The organism is Thermostichus sp. MS-CIW-37 (assembly GCF_054060065.1).
The window spans coordinates 49,719-65,590 of record NZ_JBSSCV010000013.1 but is presented as its reverse complement, the minus strand read 5'-3'; the positions used below and the strand labels follow the sequence as shown (position 1 = coordinate 65,590).

At 55.6% G+C, this 15,872-nt stretch carries 15 protein-coding genes and 2 pseudogenes; 8 read left to right on the top strand and 9 right to left on the bottom strand.

Going from position 1 to position 15,872, the window contains the following annotated elements:
• Positions 1-66: 66 nt before the first annotated feature.
• Entirely contained in the window at positions 67-1,059 is a 993-nt protein-coding gene (locus tag ACVWYZ_RS07780) for a heme o synthase (RefSeq protein ID WP_457466711.1), read from the bottom strand.
• A 53-nt stretch (positions 1,060-1,112) separates the two neighbouring features.
• On the bottom strand, positions 1,113-2,120 hold the full coding sequence (locus ACVWYZ_RS07775) for a COX15/CtaA family protein (RefSeq protein WP_457466696.1): 1,008 nt from the start codon (positions 2,118-2,120) through the stop codon (positions 1,113-1,115).
• 739 nt (positions 2,121-2,859) lie between these two features.
• Between ACVWYZ_RS07775 and ACVWYZ_RS07770 the strand changes: the two genes are divergently transcribed.
• The 6 genes and pseudogenes from ACVWYZ_RS07770 (at position 2,860) to ACVWYZ_RS07745 (ending at position 7,338) form a co-directional block, all read left to right on the top strand.
• Positions 2,860-5,394 (top strand): dynamin family protein, encoded by a 2,535-nt coding sequence (locus tag ACVWYZ_RS07770; protein ID WP_457466695.1) that lies wholly within the window; start codon positions 2,860-2,862, stop codon positions 5,392-5,394.
• Positions 5,395-5,441: 47 nt separating this feature from the next.
• Positions 5,442-5,852 carry a KGK domain-containing protein gene (locus ACVWYZ_RS07765; protein WP_414332234.1) on the top strand — a complete coding sequence of 137 codons (411 nt, stop codon included), beginning with the start codon at positions 5,442-5,444 and terminating at the stop codon, positions 5,850-5,852.
• Positions 5,827-6,255, top strand: a complete 429-nt coding sequence (locus ACVWYZ_RS07760) for a KGK domain-containing protein (protein WP_041436828.1) — start codon at positions 5,827-5,829, stop codon at positions 6,253-6,255. Before ACVWYZ_RS07765 ends, ACVWYZ_RS07760 begins: the two co-directional genes overlap by 26 nt.
• A gap of 81 nt (positions 6,256-6,336) precedes the next feature.
• Positions 6,337-6,654 (top strand): annotated as a pseudogene (locus ACVWYZ_RS07755) (KGK domain-containing protein); the annotation flags it as partial.
• A 10-nt stretch (positions 6,655-6,664) separates the two neighbouring features.
• On the top strand, positions 6,665-7,081 hold the full coding sequence (locus ACVWYZ_RS07750) for a KGK domain-containing protein (protein WP_414344169.1): 417 nt from the start codon (positions 6,665-6,667) through the stop codon (positions 7,079-7,081).
• Positions 7,082-7,083: 2 nt separating this feature from the next.
• Positions 7,084-7,338 carry an HNH endonuclease gene (locus ACVWYZ_RS07745; protein ID WP_011430012.1) on the top strand — a complete coding sequence of 85 codons (255 nt, stop codon included), beginning with the start codon at positions 7,084-7,086 and terminating at the stop codon, positions 7,336-7,338.
• Positions 7,339-7,402: 64 nt separating this feature from the next.
• Here ACVWYZ_RS07745 and ygfZ read toward each other — a convergent pair whose 3' ends face one another.
• Positions 7,403-8,371, bottom strand: coding sequence for a CAF17-like 4Fe-4S cluster assembly/insertion protein YgfZ (gene ygfZ / locus ACVWYZ_RS07740; protein WP_457466694.1), 969 nt, complete (start codon positions 8,369-8,371; stop codon positions 7,403-7,405).
• Positions 8,372-8,465: 94 nt separating this feature from the next.
• Here ygfZ and ACVWYZ_RS07735 point away from each other — a divergent pair, with 94 nt between their 5' ends.
• Positions 8,466-10,001 carry a hypothetical protein gene (locus tag ACVWYZ_RS07735; RefSeq protein ID WP_457466693.1) on the top strand — a complete coding sequence of 512 codons (1,536 nt, stop codon included), beginning with the start codon at positions 8,466-8,468 and terminating at the stop codon, positions 9,999-10,001.
• Positions 10,002-10,172: 171 nt separating this feature from the next.
• Positions 10,173-10,367 (top strand): hypothetical protein, encoded by a 195-nt coding sequence (locus tag ACVWYZ_RS07730; RefSeq protein WP_011434196.1) that lies wholly within the window; start codon positions 10,173-10,175, stop codon positions 10,365-10,367.
• On the opposite strand, the gene ACVWYZ_RS07725 is transcribed toward ACVWYZ_RS07730, so the two are convergent.
• The 6 genes and pseudogenes from ACVWYZ_RS07725 to glmU all read right to left on the bottom strand — a co-directional run.
• Entirely contained in the window at positions 10,364-11,296 is a 933-nt protein-coding gene (locus ACVWYZ_RS07725; RefSeq protein WP_457466692.1) for an AEC family transporter, read from the bottom strand. The two genes, ACVWYZ_RS07730 and ACVWYZ_RS07725, sit on opposite strands and share 4 nt — an antisense overlap.
• Before the next feature lie 26 nt (positions 11,297-11,322).
• The gene (locus tag ACVWYZ_RS07720) at positions 11,323-12,582 is read right to left on the bottom strand and encodes a 4-hydroxy-3-methylbut-2-enyl diphosphate reductase (RefSeq protein WP_414388748.1); all 1,260 of its coding nucleotides are present in this window, start codon (positions 12,580-12,582) and stop codon (positions 11,323-11,325) included.
• Between the two features lie 216 nt (positions 12,583-12,798).
• Positions 12,799-13,074, bottom strand: coding sequence for a lipopolysaccharide assembly protein LapA domain-containing protein (locus tag ACVWYZ_RS07715; RefSeq protein ID WP_011434193.1), 276 nt, complete (start codon positions 13,072-13,074; stop codon positions 12,799-12,801).
• A gap of 52 nt (positions 13,075-13,126) precedes the next feature.
• Positions 13,127-13,573, bottom strand: a complete 447-nt coding sequence (locus tag ACVWYZ_RS07710) for a pentapeptide repeat-containing protein (RefSeq protein ID WP_414328976.1) — start codon at positions 13,571-13,573, stop codon at positions 13,127-13,129.
• A gap of 391 nt (positions 13,574-13,964) precedes the next feature.
• The gene (locus tag ACVWYZ_RS07705; RefSeq protein WP_457466710.1) at positions 13,965-14,471 is read right to left on the bottom strand and encodes a PPC domain-containing DNA-binding protein; all 507 of its coding nucleotides are present in this window, start codon (positions 14,469-14,471) and stop codon (positions 13,965-13,967) included.
• Between the two features lie 39 nt (positions 14,472-14,510).
• Positions 14,511-15,863: pseudogene (gene glmU / locus ACVWYZ_RS07700) on the bottom strand (bifunctional UDP-N-acetylglucosamine diphosphorylase/glucosamine-1-phosphate N-acetyltransferase GlmU); the annotation flags it as partial.
• Between the last annotated feature and the right edge of the window lie 9 nt (positions 15,864-15,872).

Genomic DNA, 15,872 nt, shown 5'->3' with positions numbered 1-15,872 from the left:
CAATTTTGAGGAAAAACCGGCTGGCCAACGGGGGTTATCAACCCAGGGATCCCCCATTCGTGCAAGTCAGCTGGCCAGCGCTATGAGGGTGGTGTAAATCCCTTGGAGGGACGCAGTGGCCTGGCTCCAGAGGATGTGGGTTAACGACCACCTATCCAGACCCATGGCCCCGCACAACAGCAGCAGATACAGGTTGGCAAACGTGAAGAGCGAGGCCGCCCGATCTCGGTCGCAGGGATCCTGCAGCAACTGCACCGCCTTCCAAACCAAGAGGGATCCCAGCAGCGCCGCGACGCTCAGATAAAAGGATCCCAGCATCCCTAAGGGGTAAACCAGCAACAGGCTGACCGGAACCATCAGCAGCGCGTAGAGCAAAATCTGCGCGGCAGTGATCCTTTCGCCCGCGACCACCGGCAGCATCGGCACCCCCGCGCGAGCGTAGTCTTCCCGCTTCAGAATGGCCAAAGCCCAGAAGTGGGGTGGAGTCCACAAAAAGATAATGGCAAACATCACCCAGGCAGCCCAACTCAGCTCACCTGTGGTCGCTGCCCAGCCCACCAAAGGCGGGATGGCTCCTGCCGCTCCACCGATGACGATGTTCTGCGTGCTGGAGCGCTTCAGCCAGTGGGTGTAGACCCCCACGTACACCAGGATCCCCACCATGGCCAAACCGGCAGCCAGCAGGTTGGTGAAAATAGCCAACAACCCAAAGGCAGCCAAAGCCAGGATCCCCGAAAAAATCAGAGCATCCCGCGCCCGGATTCGACCGGAAGGCAGGGGACGATGGCGGGTTCGCTCCATCATCCGATCGATATCGGTGTCATACACCATGTTGATGACGTTGGCTGCCGCCGCCGCCATTCCTCCCCCCAAAAGGGTGATGAAAAACCTGAACGGGTCGGTGTTGCCTGCCATCCACATGGCCCCAGCCGTCGTCATCAGCAAGAGGGCGATGATCTTGGGCTTCACCAACTGGCTGTAGCTGCGCAAAACCTGGACAAGCGCCTGGCGCTCGCACCCCAGAGCACATGGGCTCTGCTCAGAGGGGATCCCCCCCATCGGGTTCTGGTAGGAAGCCTGACGGTCGACTAAAACGCTATCTTGCATGAAATTCACTCACCGGTCATTTCTGCGGTCATGGCCATCCACTGGCCTTCTTCCCCTCGGCTTCGCATTTGCCAGGCCAGCACCGTAAAACCCAGCAGACAGGCCAGCAAAGCTGCCCCCATCATCTGATGGGCCACCGTTAGGGGTTCTACCTGCAGCCGGTAATGATAGGTCAAAACACCGATCCCCACCTGGGCCAACAGCAGGCCAACAGACCCATGGCCCAAGAACTTGAGAAGGCGGGGGATCCGCTTGCGCCGCAGCCCGGTGGCCACCGCTACCGCCAACACCCCAAGGGTGGCCGGAGCAACCCCCAGCAAGTGGCTATTCATCACCCAGCACAGCTCGCCGGCAGCAAAGCATTGATGCAAAGCCCATTGGGAGGCCACCAAGGCGCCCAGAAGGCTCTGGACATACACCAGCAGCACCGCCCCCAAGCCCAGCCAAGGCAAGTAGCCGACGGAAAATGGCCCTTCACCCAGTCGCAGCGGCAGGATGGAGTCCTTAGAACCGGCTCTTGTCCAGATCAGTAATCCCAGGGTGAGCAAAGTGGCAAAAAACAGCAGGCCCGTGCCCAAGTGGGCCGTCACAATATCAAAGCGCAGCAGCTCCGTGACCGTCAGCCCACCCAGGATCCCTTGCACCAAGACCAGGGCAAAAGCCAAACTCAAACCCCAGGGCAGCCAAGTGGGCAATGCCTGACGCTTCAGCCAAGCAAACCCCATCAGAACCAGCGTAGCCAAGCCTACCCCAGAAGCCACCATGCGGTGAAACCATTCCAAAAAGACTTGCAGGTTCATCTGCTGGCTGGGCACAATTGCCCCGTAGCAAAGGGGCCAATCTGGACAAGACAGCCCAGCATTCATGACGCGGGTGGCACTGCCCAACCCCATTAACAGCCAAGTGGCCAATGCTAACCCCAGTAGGGCTTGCCCCATGCGCCGGGAAAGCTTGCCCGAAGGCACGGGATCCCGCCGGGAAGAAGGTTGGGATTGAGAGATCGAAGAGTCCATCGCAGTTGAAGGCAGAACATTAAGCCAACGGTTCAAGCAGCCTGCACTGAAGAAATCGGTTGGGCTGACAAGACGCAGCGGGTTCGGTAGCAGATGATTCTGAAAACGAGGGTGCAGGTTACTCGCTAACGAACCCTAGAAGCCAATCCTAAATGCGGTTTTGCGTCTGGCGAAAGCTTTTTAAGAATTTCTTTCTTGGCTCACAATCCCAGGCACCCCCACGAAGTCAAGCCAGCACCGGCCAGCAGACTAATCCTTTCCCCCTGCCGCAAAACCTCTGCGCCAGGACGGATCCCCCACAGGGTGTCCATACATCACTCCCTTGGCCAAGACTTCCTGGCCAATACAGCAACTTTTGCCAAGGGAAGCAGCCTGCCACAAGACTGCCTTTTGGAGTCTGTAGTCTGGAGCCAGCTCTTGCTCGGTGGCGGGATGACCAGCTTCTGGGCACAGAGATTCCCAAAAATTCTGTCAGGCCCAGCTCCGCTCCGGCTTGGGATCCATATACGTCGTTGCCAGATCTGGGATGCTGGCGGAGAGGGTCACGATGGCAGCGAAGTTTCCCGGTATTGGCCAACAAAGAACCTTGCTCTCACTCAAGAGCTCAGGTAGGTATCTGGACTTAGACTTAGGTCGAAATCTCGAACAGCTCCAGCACTGAAGAAAATTGCTGTAGGAATCCTCACCTCAAGCATAGGCAAGTTATAATCCCAGCAGCCTCTGTGGAGATTGCTCTCTTATGTCTGTAAAGCTCCTGCCTCAGTGTGAGAACTTGAAAGAGCAGGTTGAAGCTATCCTGCAACTCTGGCATCAGGATTCCACTTTTTCGGGCAAGCAAGATACCACTCGGATTCAAGCTTCCCTCAGCAAAGCTATTTCTCCAACCTTCGAGATTGTCTTTGCCGGTGCTTTCAGTGCTGGCAAGTCTATGCTAATCAATGCCCTCTTAGAAAGAGAGCTTCTCTACAGCGCCGAGGGGCACGCCACAGGGACAGAGTGCTACATCGCCTACGCAGAGCCAAATGCGGAGAGGGTAGTGCTCACTTTTCTTAGCGAGCAGGAAGTGCAAGAACAGATGACCGCCTTCTGCGCTTTCCTAAACTTGGCTCCGTCACTCAGCAGGCTGGAAGACACTGCACTGAATCCCCTGAAGGAGCGTGCTGAGGCTATTATTCAGCAGGAGGGAGGTAAAAGCAAGTCAGAGCGGGCGAAGCAGGCGGATGCACTTCGCTTGTTGATTACAGGTTTCCAGCAGAACCGGGACAAAATTCACCCTACCGAGAACAAAGTTTTCTCAATGGAGCAGCTCAACTTCGGCAACCTAAGAGAAGCTGCGGGTTTTGCCCGGCGCGGCGCCAATAGCGCAGTTTTGCGAAAGGTGGAATACTATTGCCACCACCCCTTGCTGGAAGATGGAAACGTTATTGTCGATACTCCTGGGATCGATGCTCCAGTCAAAGCAGATGCAGAGCGCACCTATCGAAAAATTGCCGATCCGGATACGTCTGCAGTTGTTTGCGTTCTCAAATGTGCTGCAACAGGCGAACTAACCAAGGAAGAGACAGAACTTATTGAACACATTCAAGGTAATGACAGCATCAGGGATCGCGTCTTCTATGTGTTTAACCGGATTGATGAGACTTGGTACAACGCACAACTAAAGCAGAGACTAGAAAACATTATCGACCAGCAGTTTCGTCAACTCCGCGTATTTAAGACAAGCGGCCTTCTCGGCTTCTATGGTTCCCAGATCAAGGCAACTACCCCCGAGGATCGATTTGGACTGGATACGATTTTTTCAGAAAGCATCAAAGAATTGGGTGGTGAGGAAGAAACGCCCCAGTTTGTCAGCGAGTTTAATAAGTACTGCACGTCGGGTAGGCTAGTTGGATCCCCGTTCCGCCCTTCTGTACATGGGTACGACATACCCATAAATAACTACGTTCGGATTCTGAGGGAGTGGGGAAAACCTTTGATTGAGTATATGATTAAAGATAGCGGTATTGAAGACTTTCGGGCTGGGATCACTCGTTATTTAACGGAAGAAAAGCGGCCACAGCTATTTTCCGCGCTGGCCGATGATTTGCAACCTCTCTGCATCGAGATGAGGAAGTCCTATCTAGATCTCTACCGAGACATTGATAGCCAGCCCAAAGAGATTGACAGCATGATTTCCTATGAGCTGACGCTGATCAATCAGCAGCTAGCCAGTATTGGCCGAGAGTTTGACGAGCATATCCAGACAGTAGTCAATAAAGTTATTAACGGAGAAAACAAAGAATTTGAGAACGATTTCCGTAAATTGCAGGCTAGGATGGTACGGAGGCTAGATGAGCTTTTGGATACTTTTTCGTTGGACAATGTTTACAGTCAAGCCGTTCGCATTCGTCCCCGCAACTCCACAGCTCCATTTTTAGCTGTATTGGTCGAAGCCTTTTATTATTTGTCCAACCATCTAGAGGACATCCTGGTAGAATCAGCCAGCACGCTTGTAGAGAACTTCTTTCGTCGCCTTGTTGATGAAGTTCGCAGCTCGAGCTACTACAGGCAGTTGTTTCGCCTACTGGGATCCGATGGGGACTTGGAGAAAAAGCTTCTTTTGGTTAAGGAGGTAACTTTGAGTTCTCTTGTCAATGGTGCCCGAAAAGAGTGCGACCGCTACCTCAGAGAAAGTCCCCGCTTCTACGACGAAGGAACATTCTCGATCTACCAGTTTCGAGAAGTCCTAAAGCAAACCAGCCAATCTTATGACATCTCTGCTATTCGCGACGCAGAGCCTGGAATCCGACAATTACTCAAGCTTGACTTTGAGCCGAAAATTAACCAGACAGTGCGTTCTAGCTTCCGACAAGAGACCAACAACACTCTAAAAACTCAGCTATTGCCGGTTGCCAAGCAAGTAGCCGATGAGATTTTGCAAAAGTACCCAGAAGCAAAGCAGTTCATGGAAGCAACTCTCAGAAAAGAGGCTGAAGAGAAAATTGCGCTTAACCAACAGCGGCTGAAAGAACTGGAGGCAAGCATAGACAAGTACAACCAAGCTGTTTCTGGGATCAACCTCTGCTTGCAAGCTTTGGGCCTCAATCGTGAGATGCTGCCCTTGATTACTCGTCCTGAACCTTCCTCTGTTGGTGAGTCAGTTCAAATTTTGGCAAGTCTTCCTGAACAGCAAGTAGGTGACAGCAATGCAAGCGAAGCAGTCGCTCTTGGTCGTTCTACACCCATAGACGAGAGTTTTCCAGAGTTGGATAGCATTCTCGATGATTTGAGATAGAGCGGCTTGTCTTTGTTTTTGGCCTTTCACTTGATCCAGATAAAGTCATGGGATCCAAATCGATACCTCTACAGCAGCACCCAGAAGGGATCCTCTCTGTAAGGGAGAAAACTTTCAAGGTTGCCAACTTGGTCAAAGCAGCCCAAGAGGACTTGACCAAGAAAGAAGAGCTGCATCGCTTGTTCATTGCGGCCTTGAGATCCTCAGGGATCCTGCCGCCGGAAGACTTGCTCAACATTGCCAGTAGCCTTCTTGCTCCCAAGCCAGAAGAAAAATTGTTGCAAGAAGCGAAGTGGTTTGGGCAGGGACTTGCTTGTCAGCTCTTGGTGCCAGGCAAGAAGGATTGGGAAAAAGGCAGAGTCAGATTGCGGATCACTGTAGAGTTTGAGCCAGAGGATACAGGCTCAGAGAGCAGCAGCGGATCCCCTCTGGATGACCTTCGCGAAAGTGAGAGCTAGCCTAAGCCAGAGAGACATAGAGGGGGTTGGGCAAGTGTCAAGTAATGATCAATCTCAGGAGTGCTTTGTTGAGCTAGATATTTTCCAAAATACTGTCATTGATATAGGAGGACGCCTAATCTACTCGCAAGAGTTTGCTCAGGTGTACTCAGAGATTGTTTATGAGAGTATCAGATCCTACTTATCCAGCAAACTTAGCGAAAAGGGAGTCTCGATTCTATGGAGTAACTTGAACGGAATAACTAACGTGAAAGGAATTCCTGCTAAACTCTTACGTCCTGGCTCACCGTGGATTGCTGGTAGAGTTAGGATGAGACTAGTGGTTGAGTTTGAGCCAGAAGAAACGGGATCAGGGAGCAGTAGATCGCCTTTGGATGACATTCGGGGAGATGTCAGTCAGTAAAGTCTGTGAGCAATAGGAGACAATGCTGTGGCCGATCCGACTAGTTTTCAGAGCAAATGAAATGATAGAGAAACTGTTGTTGAGATTGGTGATCAAGTTTACCTTCCAAGTAGCTTGCATAGTGCAATTATTAATTACCTTCTTTCAGATATTTTCCAGACAAACGGTTACCTTCAATCAAGAAAGGTTTATGCGGACATTAGAATGCTCGTGGATGGAATAGAATCTAGAGTCTTACAGCCCAGAAAGTCGTGGATCTCTGGCAAGATATCAGTCAAAGTTTATCTCGAGTTTGTTCCTGATGACCCATATAGAGATTCTGGAGATAGCGCTCCCAGAAAACTAGAGGATTCTATACTGGATGATTTACGGGCTGTTCAAGTTGTCTCTATGTCTTGAGGTCGATAAGATGACAAAAACATCCATTAATCTTAGCCAACTGGGAGACGGAGTTATCACTTTTATCAACAAGAACAATAAGCAGAAAGTCTACATGATTTCCAAGCTTTGCGATTCTATCAATTCTTATTTCCTGAGGTTTGACCAAATGGGAAGCGGACTAAACAGTCACTTGAGTTCGTCTGAGATACAAACAGGTATTCCCTATGAAGATCAGGTTCATTTTTTCCATAAAGGAGTTCCATGCTCGATTCTTTCTCCTAAAACTAACGGTTGGCAGACCGGTAGAGTAAAAGTAAGAGTAGAAGTTACGATTGACTTTTATCCTGACAATCCTGAATTTCTGATAAAAGAACCCGACCAAGAGATATTAGAACCTCTAGATGAAAAGTCTCCACTGGACGATCTTCGCAGTATGGATGAATAACGATGAAAGAAAGAAAATCCGGCGAAAGGATTCTAATTCCAGCAGCCGTGCGGGAGTATGTTTTCCAAAGAGACGGCTTCCGTTGTCGCGGTTGCGGAAAGTCGCCCCCAGAGGTTCAGCTTCAGATCGATCACATCATCCCCATTGCCCAAGGGGGCAGCAACGACATCAGCAATCTGCAAACGTTGTGCAAAACCTGTAACCGACGCAAAAAGGATCGACGGGATCCCCGCTTTCGCCGTCACTTTGACTGGTAAGTTCTTAATCCTTTGCCCATTTTCTCTCTACAAAGCAGGAGAGCTTTCTGCCGCAAAAATAATGCTAGACAATAGGCGGGAAGCTGGAAAACGGCATTCGGGTCAGCACTCCTGGCACTGAGCCGACTTCTACTTCCAGCCCCTCGGCAGGATTGAATTTGGTGCGCACGTATCCCAATCCCAGGTACCCTTGCGAAGTCAAGCCCGCGCTGGTCAGTAAACCAATCTTTTCCCCCTGCCGCAAAATCTCTGTGCCAGGACGAGCTTCTCCTTGAAGGCGGATCCCCCACAGGGTTTGCCGAATGCGCCGGTAGGTTACCTGCTTGGCCAAGACTTCCTGGCCAACGTAGCAACCTTTGTCAAGGGAAACAGCCTGCCACAGGCCGGCTTCCAGGGGGTTGTAGTCTGAGGTCAGCTCTTGGTCGGCGGCGGGGCGACCCACTTCTAGACGCAGGGCTTCCCACAGCTCAGGTGGGGCCAGCTTGGCTCCGGCTTGGAGCAAGCATTCTTCAAGAGCGACTTTCTGGTCAATGGTGCCCCAGAGGGTAAACCCCGGCTGGGCAAGACCCGTGCCACAAGCCAGATGGACAGGGATCCCCTGGATCTCCACGGCGCAGTGCTCATTGAGCCTGGTCGGAATCTCTTCTGAGCTCACCACTTGCTCCAGGAGAGCCTGACTCTGGGGGCCGAGCAACCCAAAACCAAAGGTCTGGTCCGTCTCATCTTTCAACTCTGCTCCCCGCACCAAAGGCAGCATACGCCCCAAACTCTGCATCAGCAGGCTGCGCCGCTGGGGCGAAGTCCAGATCCAGCAGTCTTCTTCTCCCGCGTACACCGTGGCCAGATCCAGGATGCCAGCGGTGGGGGTCACGAAAACCGTGTCGGCCCCCTGCCCTGGCTGGAGGGCCTTCAGATTTTGGGTGCTTTGGTTGTGCAGATAGTCCAAGCCTGGGGATCCCTTCATGCGCAAACGGCCCCACCCAGAGCGATCCAGAAGCAGGGATCCCGTGGAAACAGCAGCTAGAAGAGACATCGCTCACCCCAGAGATGGGCTTTGGTTTTCTTCTCTACCCTAGAATAGGCTAGTTCACCCTACCGTCTGTGGCAGACCCCCGGCGTACTGAACTGTGATTGAGGTTGAAGTCCACCAACAGTTGCGGCAGCTTTTGCGGCAGTCTCCCGAAGCCCTGTGGCCCCACCAGTTGACGATGGCTCGCATGGTGGCGCGAGGGTTGCGGTTGGGTCGCAGCACCTTGATCCAGGTGCCTGCTGGGGGTCAGCACCGCCTCAGTTACCTGCTGCCGGCCCTGATGTGGCCCAACCCCACCTTGCTCTGCGCTACAGCTCCTGTGCAGGCGCAAATTTTGGGGGAAGAGATCCCCTGGCTACAGCACACCCTGCAGTTGCATAAGCCCGTCCTGCAAAAAGACCGTTGGCCGGATCCCGATTTCCAGGGGTTGCTGTTGGTGGATCCCCTGGATTGGCTGCAAGCTCGCTTGAGAAAGGGATCCTCGCAAGTGCCGACAGGGATCCCTTTGATCCTGGATGGAGCCGAAGACCTGGAAGATTGGGCCTACCAGGCGCTAACGGTGACCCTGGAAGCCAGCCATTGGCAACAGCTCCGGCAAATCTTCCCTGCCGAGGCGGAGCAGCTCTCCCAGGTTCAGGTCAATTTGTCCCTGCAGCTTTTGCGGCGGCCTCTTTCCCGCTGTCTGCTTCATGCGGATGAACAGGTTCACCTGGATGCTGTGCTGTCTTTGGTGACAGGCTACCCCGGCTGGCTGCCGGATCCCTGGGATCAAATCCGCCGGCGGCTCAGCTCTGAGGGGGATCCCGTCTCCAAATGGATTTGGTGGGCCGAAACCGACCGAGAAACCGGTCGCCTCACCCTTCACCACAGCCCGGCGGCTCTGCAGGATTGGTTGGCCCCCATTTGGGCCACACAGCCGGTGGTGATTATTGGGGAAGCGCTGGATCTGGATCGCCAGGCGGAAACCTACCGGCGACGGTTGGGCTTGCCGGATCTGACGCCGCTGCGGTTTGCCTCAGGCGAGGGTTGGCCACGTTCTGGCGGGGCGGAGCTTTCCCTTTACTTGCCGCGCCTGCCCTTGCCCAACAGCCCTCTATTTCGGGATCACCTGCTGCAAGAGCTGAAAAAGCTGATCCCTCAAGCGCAAGGCTTTGTGGTGGTGTTGGTGTCGGATCAGCCTCTGCAAGCACAGGTGGGAGCAGCTTTGGCTGCCGAATTCGGCTCACGGGTGCGGGTAAACAGCCCGTTCCCCGGCGAAAAGGGCATTTTGGTCTGCGACTGGCCCTACTGGCTGCACCACAAGGCCGGCTTGCCGCGCCCTGAGCTGATGGTGATCGCCACTTTGCCTTTCCCTTCTGTGGAAGACCCAAGGGTGGCCGGACGGGTGCAATATCTGCAACGCACCCAGCAGGACTGGTTTCGTCAGTACCTTTTGCCGGTGGCCGCTGCCCAGTTGCAACGGGCTGTTGCGCCTCTGCGGCAAGGCTCTGATTCGGGAGAAGATTCCAGCTCATCCACCCGATGGGTGGCCATTTTGGATAGCCGCATCATTGCCCGCAGCTACGGCGTCTCTCTTCTCAATGCCTTGGGGCCAACTTTGCGGGTCGAGCAGCGCAGCCAACTGTTTGTTTAGGGATCCCTGGGCCTCTTGCGCCAGTTGGTTGATGGTGATGGATTGGTTTTGCCTGAGCGATTGAGAGAAGGCTTGTTCAGAACAGAGGGGGAGATTTGTATCCCAGAGAGCCAAAGCCAACTGGGATCCAAGCTATTCTGAGGGTGAATCACTCCTACTCACCTTCTTCTCATGATCAGTCCTGCTCTCAGCTCCGATACAGCACTGCGCACGCAAGCAGTTTGGAAGCCATTGCGGCAGGCCATTGTGGAAAGCTCGGGTTTTCGGGGATGGCTCCAGGGCCGGGAGTTGCCCACTCAGGAAGCAGAGCTGGATCAACTGGTGCATAGCTACCTCGAGCAAACCTTGTCTCACCTGGCCTATTAGGATCCCCAGAGTCCCAGCCAGAGGGGCAAGGTCAGCAAGGCGGCCAAGTACCCCACGGCCAAGGCAGTTACGGTAATTTCCCGATCCAAGTCGTATTCTTCCGTGAGCACCAGGGTGGCGATGGCGGGGGGCATACCGCTCTGCAGGACCAGCACCAGCTTGGCCAGAGGCGGGTAGGGGGTGAAGGCAAGGCCGATTCCCACCAAGAGCGGCACAATCACAATTTTGATCAAGAGGGCCACTCCGGCGGCAAGAAAGGATCCCCAGCGCTTCACCTGGGCCAATCGCATCCCCAAAATCATCAAGCTGAGCGGGATCATGCTCCAGGCAAAAGCCGCCAACCCTTGAGAGAGCCAACCCGGCAGGGGTTCGCGGGTCAGCAGCAGGCCCATCGCAAACGACCAGAGGGCAGGGGTGCGCAAAATGTGGAGGCCCACCTGCCAAGGTTGGGCATGGGAACTGCCGTGGCGGCTGGCCACCCACACGCCAAACCCGTAGGCCATGAACAGAGTGCCCAGCAGATCGTAGAACAGGGCCCAGCCAAAGTAAGCCCTTCCGGCCACAGCCAGACAGATGGGATAGCCCAAATACCCGGTGTTCCCCAGGGTGGCGGTTAGGTGAAAGCTGCCCTGCTGGGCACTGCTCCAACAGTTGTGGCGCTGCCACCACAGCCAAGCGCTGGTCAAGGCAAACCCCAGCCCCACCGACAGCCAGCAGATCAGGGGAGCAACCCAGATTTGGCCCGACAGATCCACCCCCTGCATAAACCCGACAATGCTGAGGGGCACTCCCACCCAAAACATGAATCGCCCCAAGGCGTGGGGATCCAGCCAACGCTTCCAGCCGCCGGGCAGCCCCTTCTGGAGAGCAAACCCCAGCAGCGTCCAGCCCAGCAAGGGAGGATAAACCTGAAAAAGGGTGTTGAGCACGCTCAAAGGGAAGAGGGAAGGGATCCCTAGGCAGGGATCCGCCGAGGTTCTTCACGCAGGGCGAAGATGCGTTGAATCACCTCCTCGACAACGCGGTCTGGGGTAGAGGCACCGGAGGTAATGCCGATTTGCACCGGCCCATCGGGTAGCCACCCTTCGGTAACTGTCGGGTCTTGGTGAAGGGGCTTGTGACGGATGCGGTTGTTGGGTTGGATGCAGTCGGGGCCATCGATGTGGAAGGAAGGCAAGCCCTTGGCCAGGGCAATTTCCTGCAGGTGGGTGGTATTCGAGGAATTAAACCCCCCGATCACCACCACCACATCCAAAGGCTGCTCGAGCAGCTCGAACATGGCATCCTGCCGCTCTTGGGTGGCATTGCAGATGGTGTTGAAGCTCATGAAGTGATTGTCCAACTCCTGGGGGCCATATTTGCGCAGCATGGTGGTCTCAAACAGCTTGGCAATGGCGCGGGTCTCCCCTTCCAGCATCGTGGTTTGGTTGGCGATGCCGATCCGCTCCAGATCGCGATCCGGATCAAAACCGGGGGAAGTGGCCTTGCCGAAGCGCCGCCGAAATTCTGCCGCATCTCCGCCCTGCAAAATGTAGCGGGCGACCCATTCCGCTTCTTCCAGGTTCAGCACCACCAGGTACTTTTCGGCAAAGGAGCTGGTGGCTACGGTTTCTTCGTGGTTGTACTTGCCGTGGATGACAGAGGTAAATTGGGCCGCGCGGTGCTTGTCCACTTGGTTCCACACGCGGGAAACCCAGGGGCAGGTGGTATCGACAATCTCATTGCCCTGCGACCGAAAAAACGCCATTTCCGATGCACTTGCCCCAAAAGCAGGCCAAATCACCACATCTTGGGGCCGGATCTGAGAGAAGTCCTTCTTGCCGTCTGGGCCTTTCTCCACAAAGCGGATCCCCATCTCCTTCAGGTGCTGGTTTACCAGAGGGTTGTGGATGATCTCGTTGGTGATCCACAGTTGCCGATCCGGAAAGCGTCGCCGCGCTTCATAAGCATATTCCACCGCCCGTTCCACGCCCCAGCAAAAGCCAAAGGCCCTGGCCAGGTGAATGGTAATGTCGCCCCGCTGATAGCGGTAGGACTGGGCACGGATTTGCTCCACAAGGGGGCTTTTGTAGGTGGTTTGCAGCTCCAGTTGAGCCTGATCCTTGTGTTCTTCAAACCCCTTGGCGAAGTAGGTACTGGATCCGCGCAGGGCTTTGCGCAGGGCCCGTGGGTCTTGGGGAGAGCTATCCGGGGAAGTAGGTTGAAAATAAGCCATGGTTACGGTTGGAGATACGCACTGATCAAGCAGACGGCGAAGGGATTCTTTCTCAGCTTACGCCCAGTCTCGCATCGGTGGGCCATTCCAGCATGCTTTCCCTAGGGCCAGCGACAAGATTGTCAAGTCAACTATAGAATTGCAGGTAGAATTGCAGGGGATCGAAGCTGTTGAGCCAAAGCCAGAAAGCAGGGGGATCCCTTTGGGAATTGGCCGTTATTGGGGCGGTTGATCCTGCATTTCCAGTTGGCGCACCCGTTCCTGTAATTGGCGGGCGGTGGCAGAAAAGCTGCGCCCAGGCCAGAGGAGAGAGCCCAGCCCCACCGTCAACAGGCCCAAGCCGACAGCCGCGGCAATGAGAAATCCCAAAGGCAGCTCCACCGAGCGCCACATTAAGAAATGTACGGTCAGGGTGGTGGGGTTTTGCCCGGCCAGGACTGCCACTCCCAAAGCCAGCAGCAGTGTCAAGACCAAGTTGAACAGCAGCAACATCAGGGATCCCGTCGCAACAGTTCCATTCTGCCTTGTCTGCTGGGGGGGTGGCTCAAGCCCGCACACTCCCGTCGGGTAGGGTGGCTCCGCTGAGGTCAGCGCCGGTCAGCACTGCTCCGCCGATTTTTGCCCCGCTTAGATCGGATCCCTGCAGTTGTGCACGGGTTAGCTTGGCTTCCCAAAGGTAGGCACCGTGCAAGTTGGCTTCTCGCAAGTCGGCAAAGCTGAGATCCGCGCCGATCAAGTTGGCTTCCCAAAGATTGGCCCCGCGGAGGTTGGCCCCCATCAAGTTGGCCGAGCTGAGATCGGCGCCGCGCAAATCGGCTTCCTGCAGGTTAATGCCACTCAGCTTGCCAAAGGAGAGGTTGGCCCCTCTCAGATTCACCCCTTGCAAGTTGGAGCGCACCAAGTCCACCCCCACCAGGTTGGATTCTTGAAAGTTGCGCTCGCCAGAGGCATATTCTGTCAGCAGCTCGTCAGCAGTTGTCACTCGGGGCATGGCCGGATACTGCCATCCGTGCGTTAAGCTTAACAATTTCTGGCTGCTCAACGGGGTACTGATGACCGCTCCGAAAGACCTACGAAACGCTAACAAACACTTCCAGAGTGTTCAGTGCCTGTCGCGTCTCTGCTTTCTTCCTGCTTCCACGACTCGTGACTGGTAGTAAGCTTCAGGCTTACCACCCCGCCAGAGGAATCTCCACAGGCGTGGCGGGCTACCCCAGCGTGTTGGGCGGCTAGAGTTGTTTGCTTGCGGTTAAGAAGTTAAGAATGAGTTGCGTCCGAAAACCCAGTAACATGCCCGCCACACCGCAAAGCGTCCATGAGTTCCGTGAAGCTTTCGGCTTGGCGCTCACAAGCCCCCTTTAGCTTTAGGTAACTCATGTTGACTACTGTAAGCTTTTCGGCCTGCTGTTGTCAGCCTCTGGTTTTGTCTGCTGGTTTTGCTGGGGTTGGGGGAGTGGGGACGGCCAGCAGGGATCCCCTGCCACGGGTTCGATGTGCAACTCCAAGTAGCCGGTGGCCGGATCCGGTTGACGGGAGAAGCGGTACTCCGGGCTGTCGGCGAGGACAATTTCGGCGGTGGTGTAGATGAGGCAGCCGGGGCGCAGGTGTCCCCCCCAGGTTTGGCCTCGGGCATCGGCAACGGTGAGATGGAGATGGACTCCGTCAGGGCACAGGGATCCACTCAGGGCCAGGATCTCCAGGCGTTCCGACAGCAGGTGATCCCCCGTTTGGTCGGCCAGGCGCAGGGTGGCTTGGCTGAGGCTGCCGACGGCGCTGAGGACAAACCCCGCTTGCAAGGGCTGCTGCCGGGCCACTCGCTCCAGTTCCTGCTTGAGATCTTGGCCGGGGAAAAGGCGCAAGGGATAAATCTTGAGGGATCCCGGCGGCATGGGCTGGGGCTCCTGGGGGCGGGAAGAGCGGATCCCAAGTCGCCAACCGGGCTTGACCACCGGGCGGGAGCGAGCGATCACCAAGCAGTCATCCGGCAGGGGGTAGCGGGCAGGGATGGTGGAGCCGGCAGCAATGGTGACATCGGATCCCACCTGCAAAGGAGCCACCAACACCGAGTTGGCGCCTGTTTTGCTGCGATCCCCAATTTCGGTAAAGTGCTTTTGCTGGCCGTCGTAGTTGGCGATGATGGTGCCCGCCCCGATGTTGACCTGGGATCCCAGCTTGGCATCGCCCAGGTAGGCCAAGTGGGCGGCGTTGCTGTGGGATCCAATCTGGGTATTTTTGGTTTCCACAAAGTTGCCGATGCGGCAATGATCCCCGATCTGGCTGTAGGGGCGCACGTGGGCGTAGGGGCCTATCCAGACGTGGTTGCCGATGCGGCTGTGGCTGACCACCGAGTAGAGAATGTGACACCCAGATCCAATCTCGCTGGACTCGATCCAACTGCCCGGCCCCAGGCGGGTTCCCGAGCCAATGCGGCACACCCCTCGCAGATGGGTTTGGGGCTCGATCACCACATCGGGGGCCAATTCCACCGTTTCCTCGAGGCTGCTGCTGTCGGGATCCACAAAGGTGACCCCGGCTTCCATCCAGGCTTCTTTGAGGCGATCCTGCAAAATCTGGTACGCCTGGGCCAGTTGGCGGCGGTCGTTGATGCCCACAATTTCTTGCGGATCGGCAACATCCAGAGCGATGGCTTTGCCCACCCGCTTGACGGCATCCGTTAGGTAGTACTCCTGCTGTGCGTTGTTGCTGTTGAGATGGGGCAAAACCTGGGCCAGAGCCGGCCAGTGGAAACAATACACCCCACTGTTGATGCGGCGATTTTGCCGTTGGGCCGGGGTGCAGTCTCGCTCTTCCACCAGTTCCAGCACTCGCTGTTGGGCATCGCAGAACACCCGTCCATAGCCATAGGGATCCGCCACCTGAGCCGAGAGCAAGGTTACCTCTGGGTTCATCTGGCGGTGGCGCTCCACCAGAGCTTGCAGGGTTTCTGCCCGCAGCAGGGGCACATCCCCGTTGATCACCAGCAGATCCCCCTGAAAATCGCCCAGGACGGGCAACAGTTGCTGAACGGCGTGTCCGGTGCCCAATTGCTGGGCCTGCTCCACAAATTCAACCGGGTACTCCCGCAGGGCTTGGCGCACCTGCTCTTGTTCATAACCCACGACCACCAGACAGCGGTGGGGCTTTAACGTCAGCACCGTGCGCAGCAGCCGCTCGATCAAAGACAGGGATCCCAGTTTGTGCAGCACCTTGGGCAACTGCGACCGCATCCGGGTACCTTTGCCCGCTGCCAAGATCGCTACCGATAGTTCCCGCTCTGCCATGTTCCTTCC

Bases quoted from the DNA above. Each gene is read 5' to 3' on its own strand.
- ACVWYZ_RS07780 (WP_457466711.1), bottom strand. From the start codon at position 1,059: ATGGGGGGGATCCCCTCTGAGCAGAGCCCATGTGCTCTGGGGTGCGAG.
- ACVWYZ_RS07775 (WP_457466696.1), bottom strand. From the start codon at position 2,120: ATGGACTCTTCGATCTCTCAATCCCAACCTTCTTCCCGGCGGGATCCC.
- ACVWYZ_RS07770 (WP_457466695.1), top strand. From the start codon at position 2,860: ATGTCTGTAAAGCTCCTGCCTCAGTGTGAGAACTTGAAAGAGCAGGTT.
- ACVWYZ_RS07765 (WP_414332234.1), top strand. From the start codon at position 5,442: ATGGGATCCAAATCGATACCTCTACAGCAGCACCCAGAAGGGATCCTC.
- ACVWYZ_RS07760 (WP_041436828.1), top strand. From the start codon at position 5,827: ATGACCTTCGCGAAAGTGAGAGCTAGCCTAAGCCAGAGAGACATAGAG.
- ACVWYZ_RS07750 (WP_414344169.1), top strand. From the start codon at position 6,665: ATGACAAAAACATCCATTAATCTTAGCCAACTGGGAGACGGAGTTATC.
- ACVWYZ_RS07745 (WP_011430012.1), top strand. From the start codon at position 7,084: ATGAAAGAAAGAAAATCCGGCGAAAGGATTCTAATTCCAGCAGCCGTG.
- ygfZ (WP_457466694.1), bottom strand. From the start codon at position 8,371: ATGTCTCTTCTAGCTGCTGTTTCCACGGGATCCCTGCTTCTGGATCGC.
- ACVWYZ_RS07730 (WP_011434196.1), top strand. From the start codon at position 10,173: ATGATCAGTCCTGCTCTCAGCTCCGATACAGCACTGCGCACGCAAGCA.
- ACVWYZ_RS07720 (WP_414388748.1), bottom strand. From the start codon at position 12,582: ATGGCTTATTTTCAACCTACTTCCCCGGATAGCTCTCCCCAAGACCCA.
- ACVWYZ_RS07715 (WP_011434193.1), bottom strand. From the start codon at position 13,074: ATGTTGCTGCTGTTCAACTTGGTCTTGACACTGCTGCTGGCTTTGGGA.
- ACVWYZ_RS07710 (WP_414328976.1), bottom strand. From the start codon at position 13,573: ATGCCCCGAGTGACAACTGCTGACGAGCTGCTGACAGAATATGCCTCT.
- ACVWYZ_RS07705 (WP_457466710.1), bottom strand. From the start codon at position 14,471: ATGCCGCCGGGATCCCTCAAGATTTATCCCTTGCGCCTTTTCCCCGGC.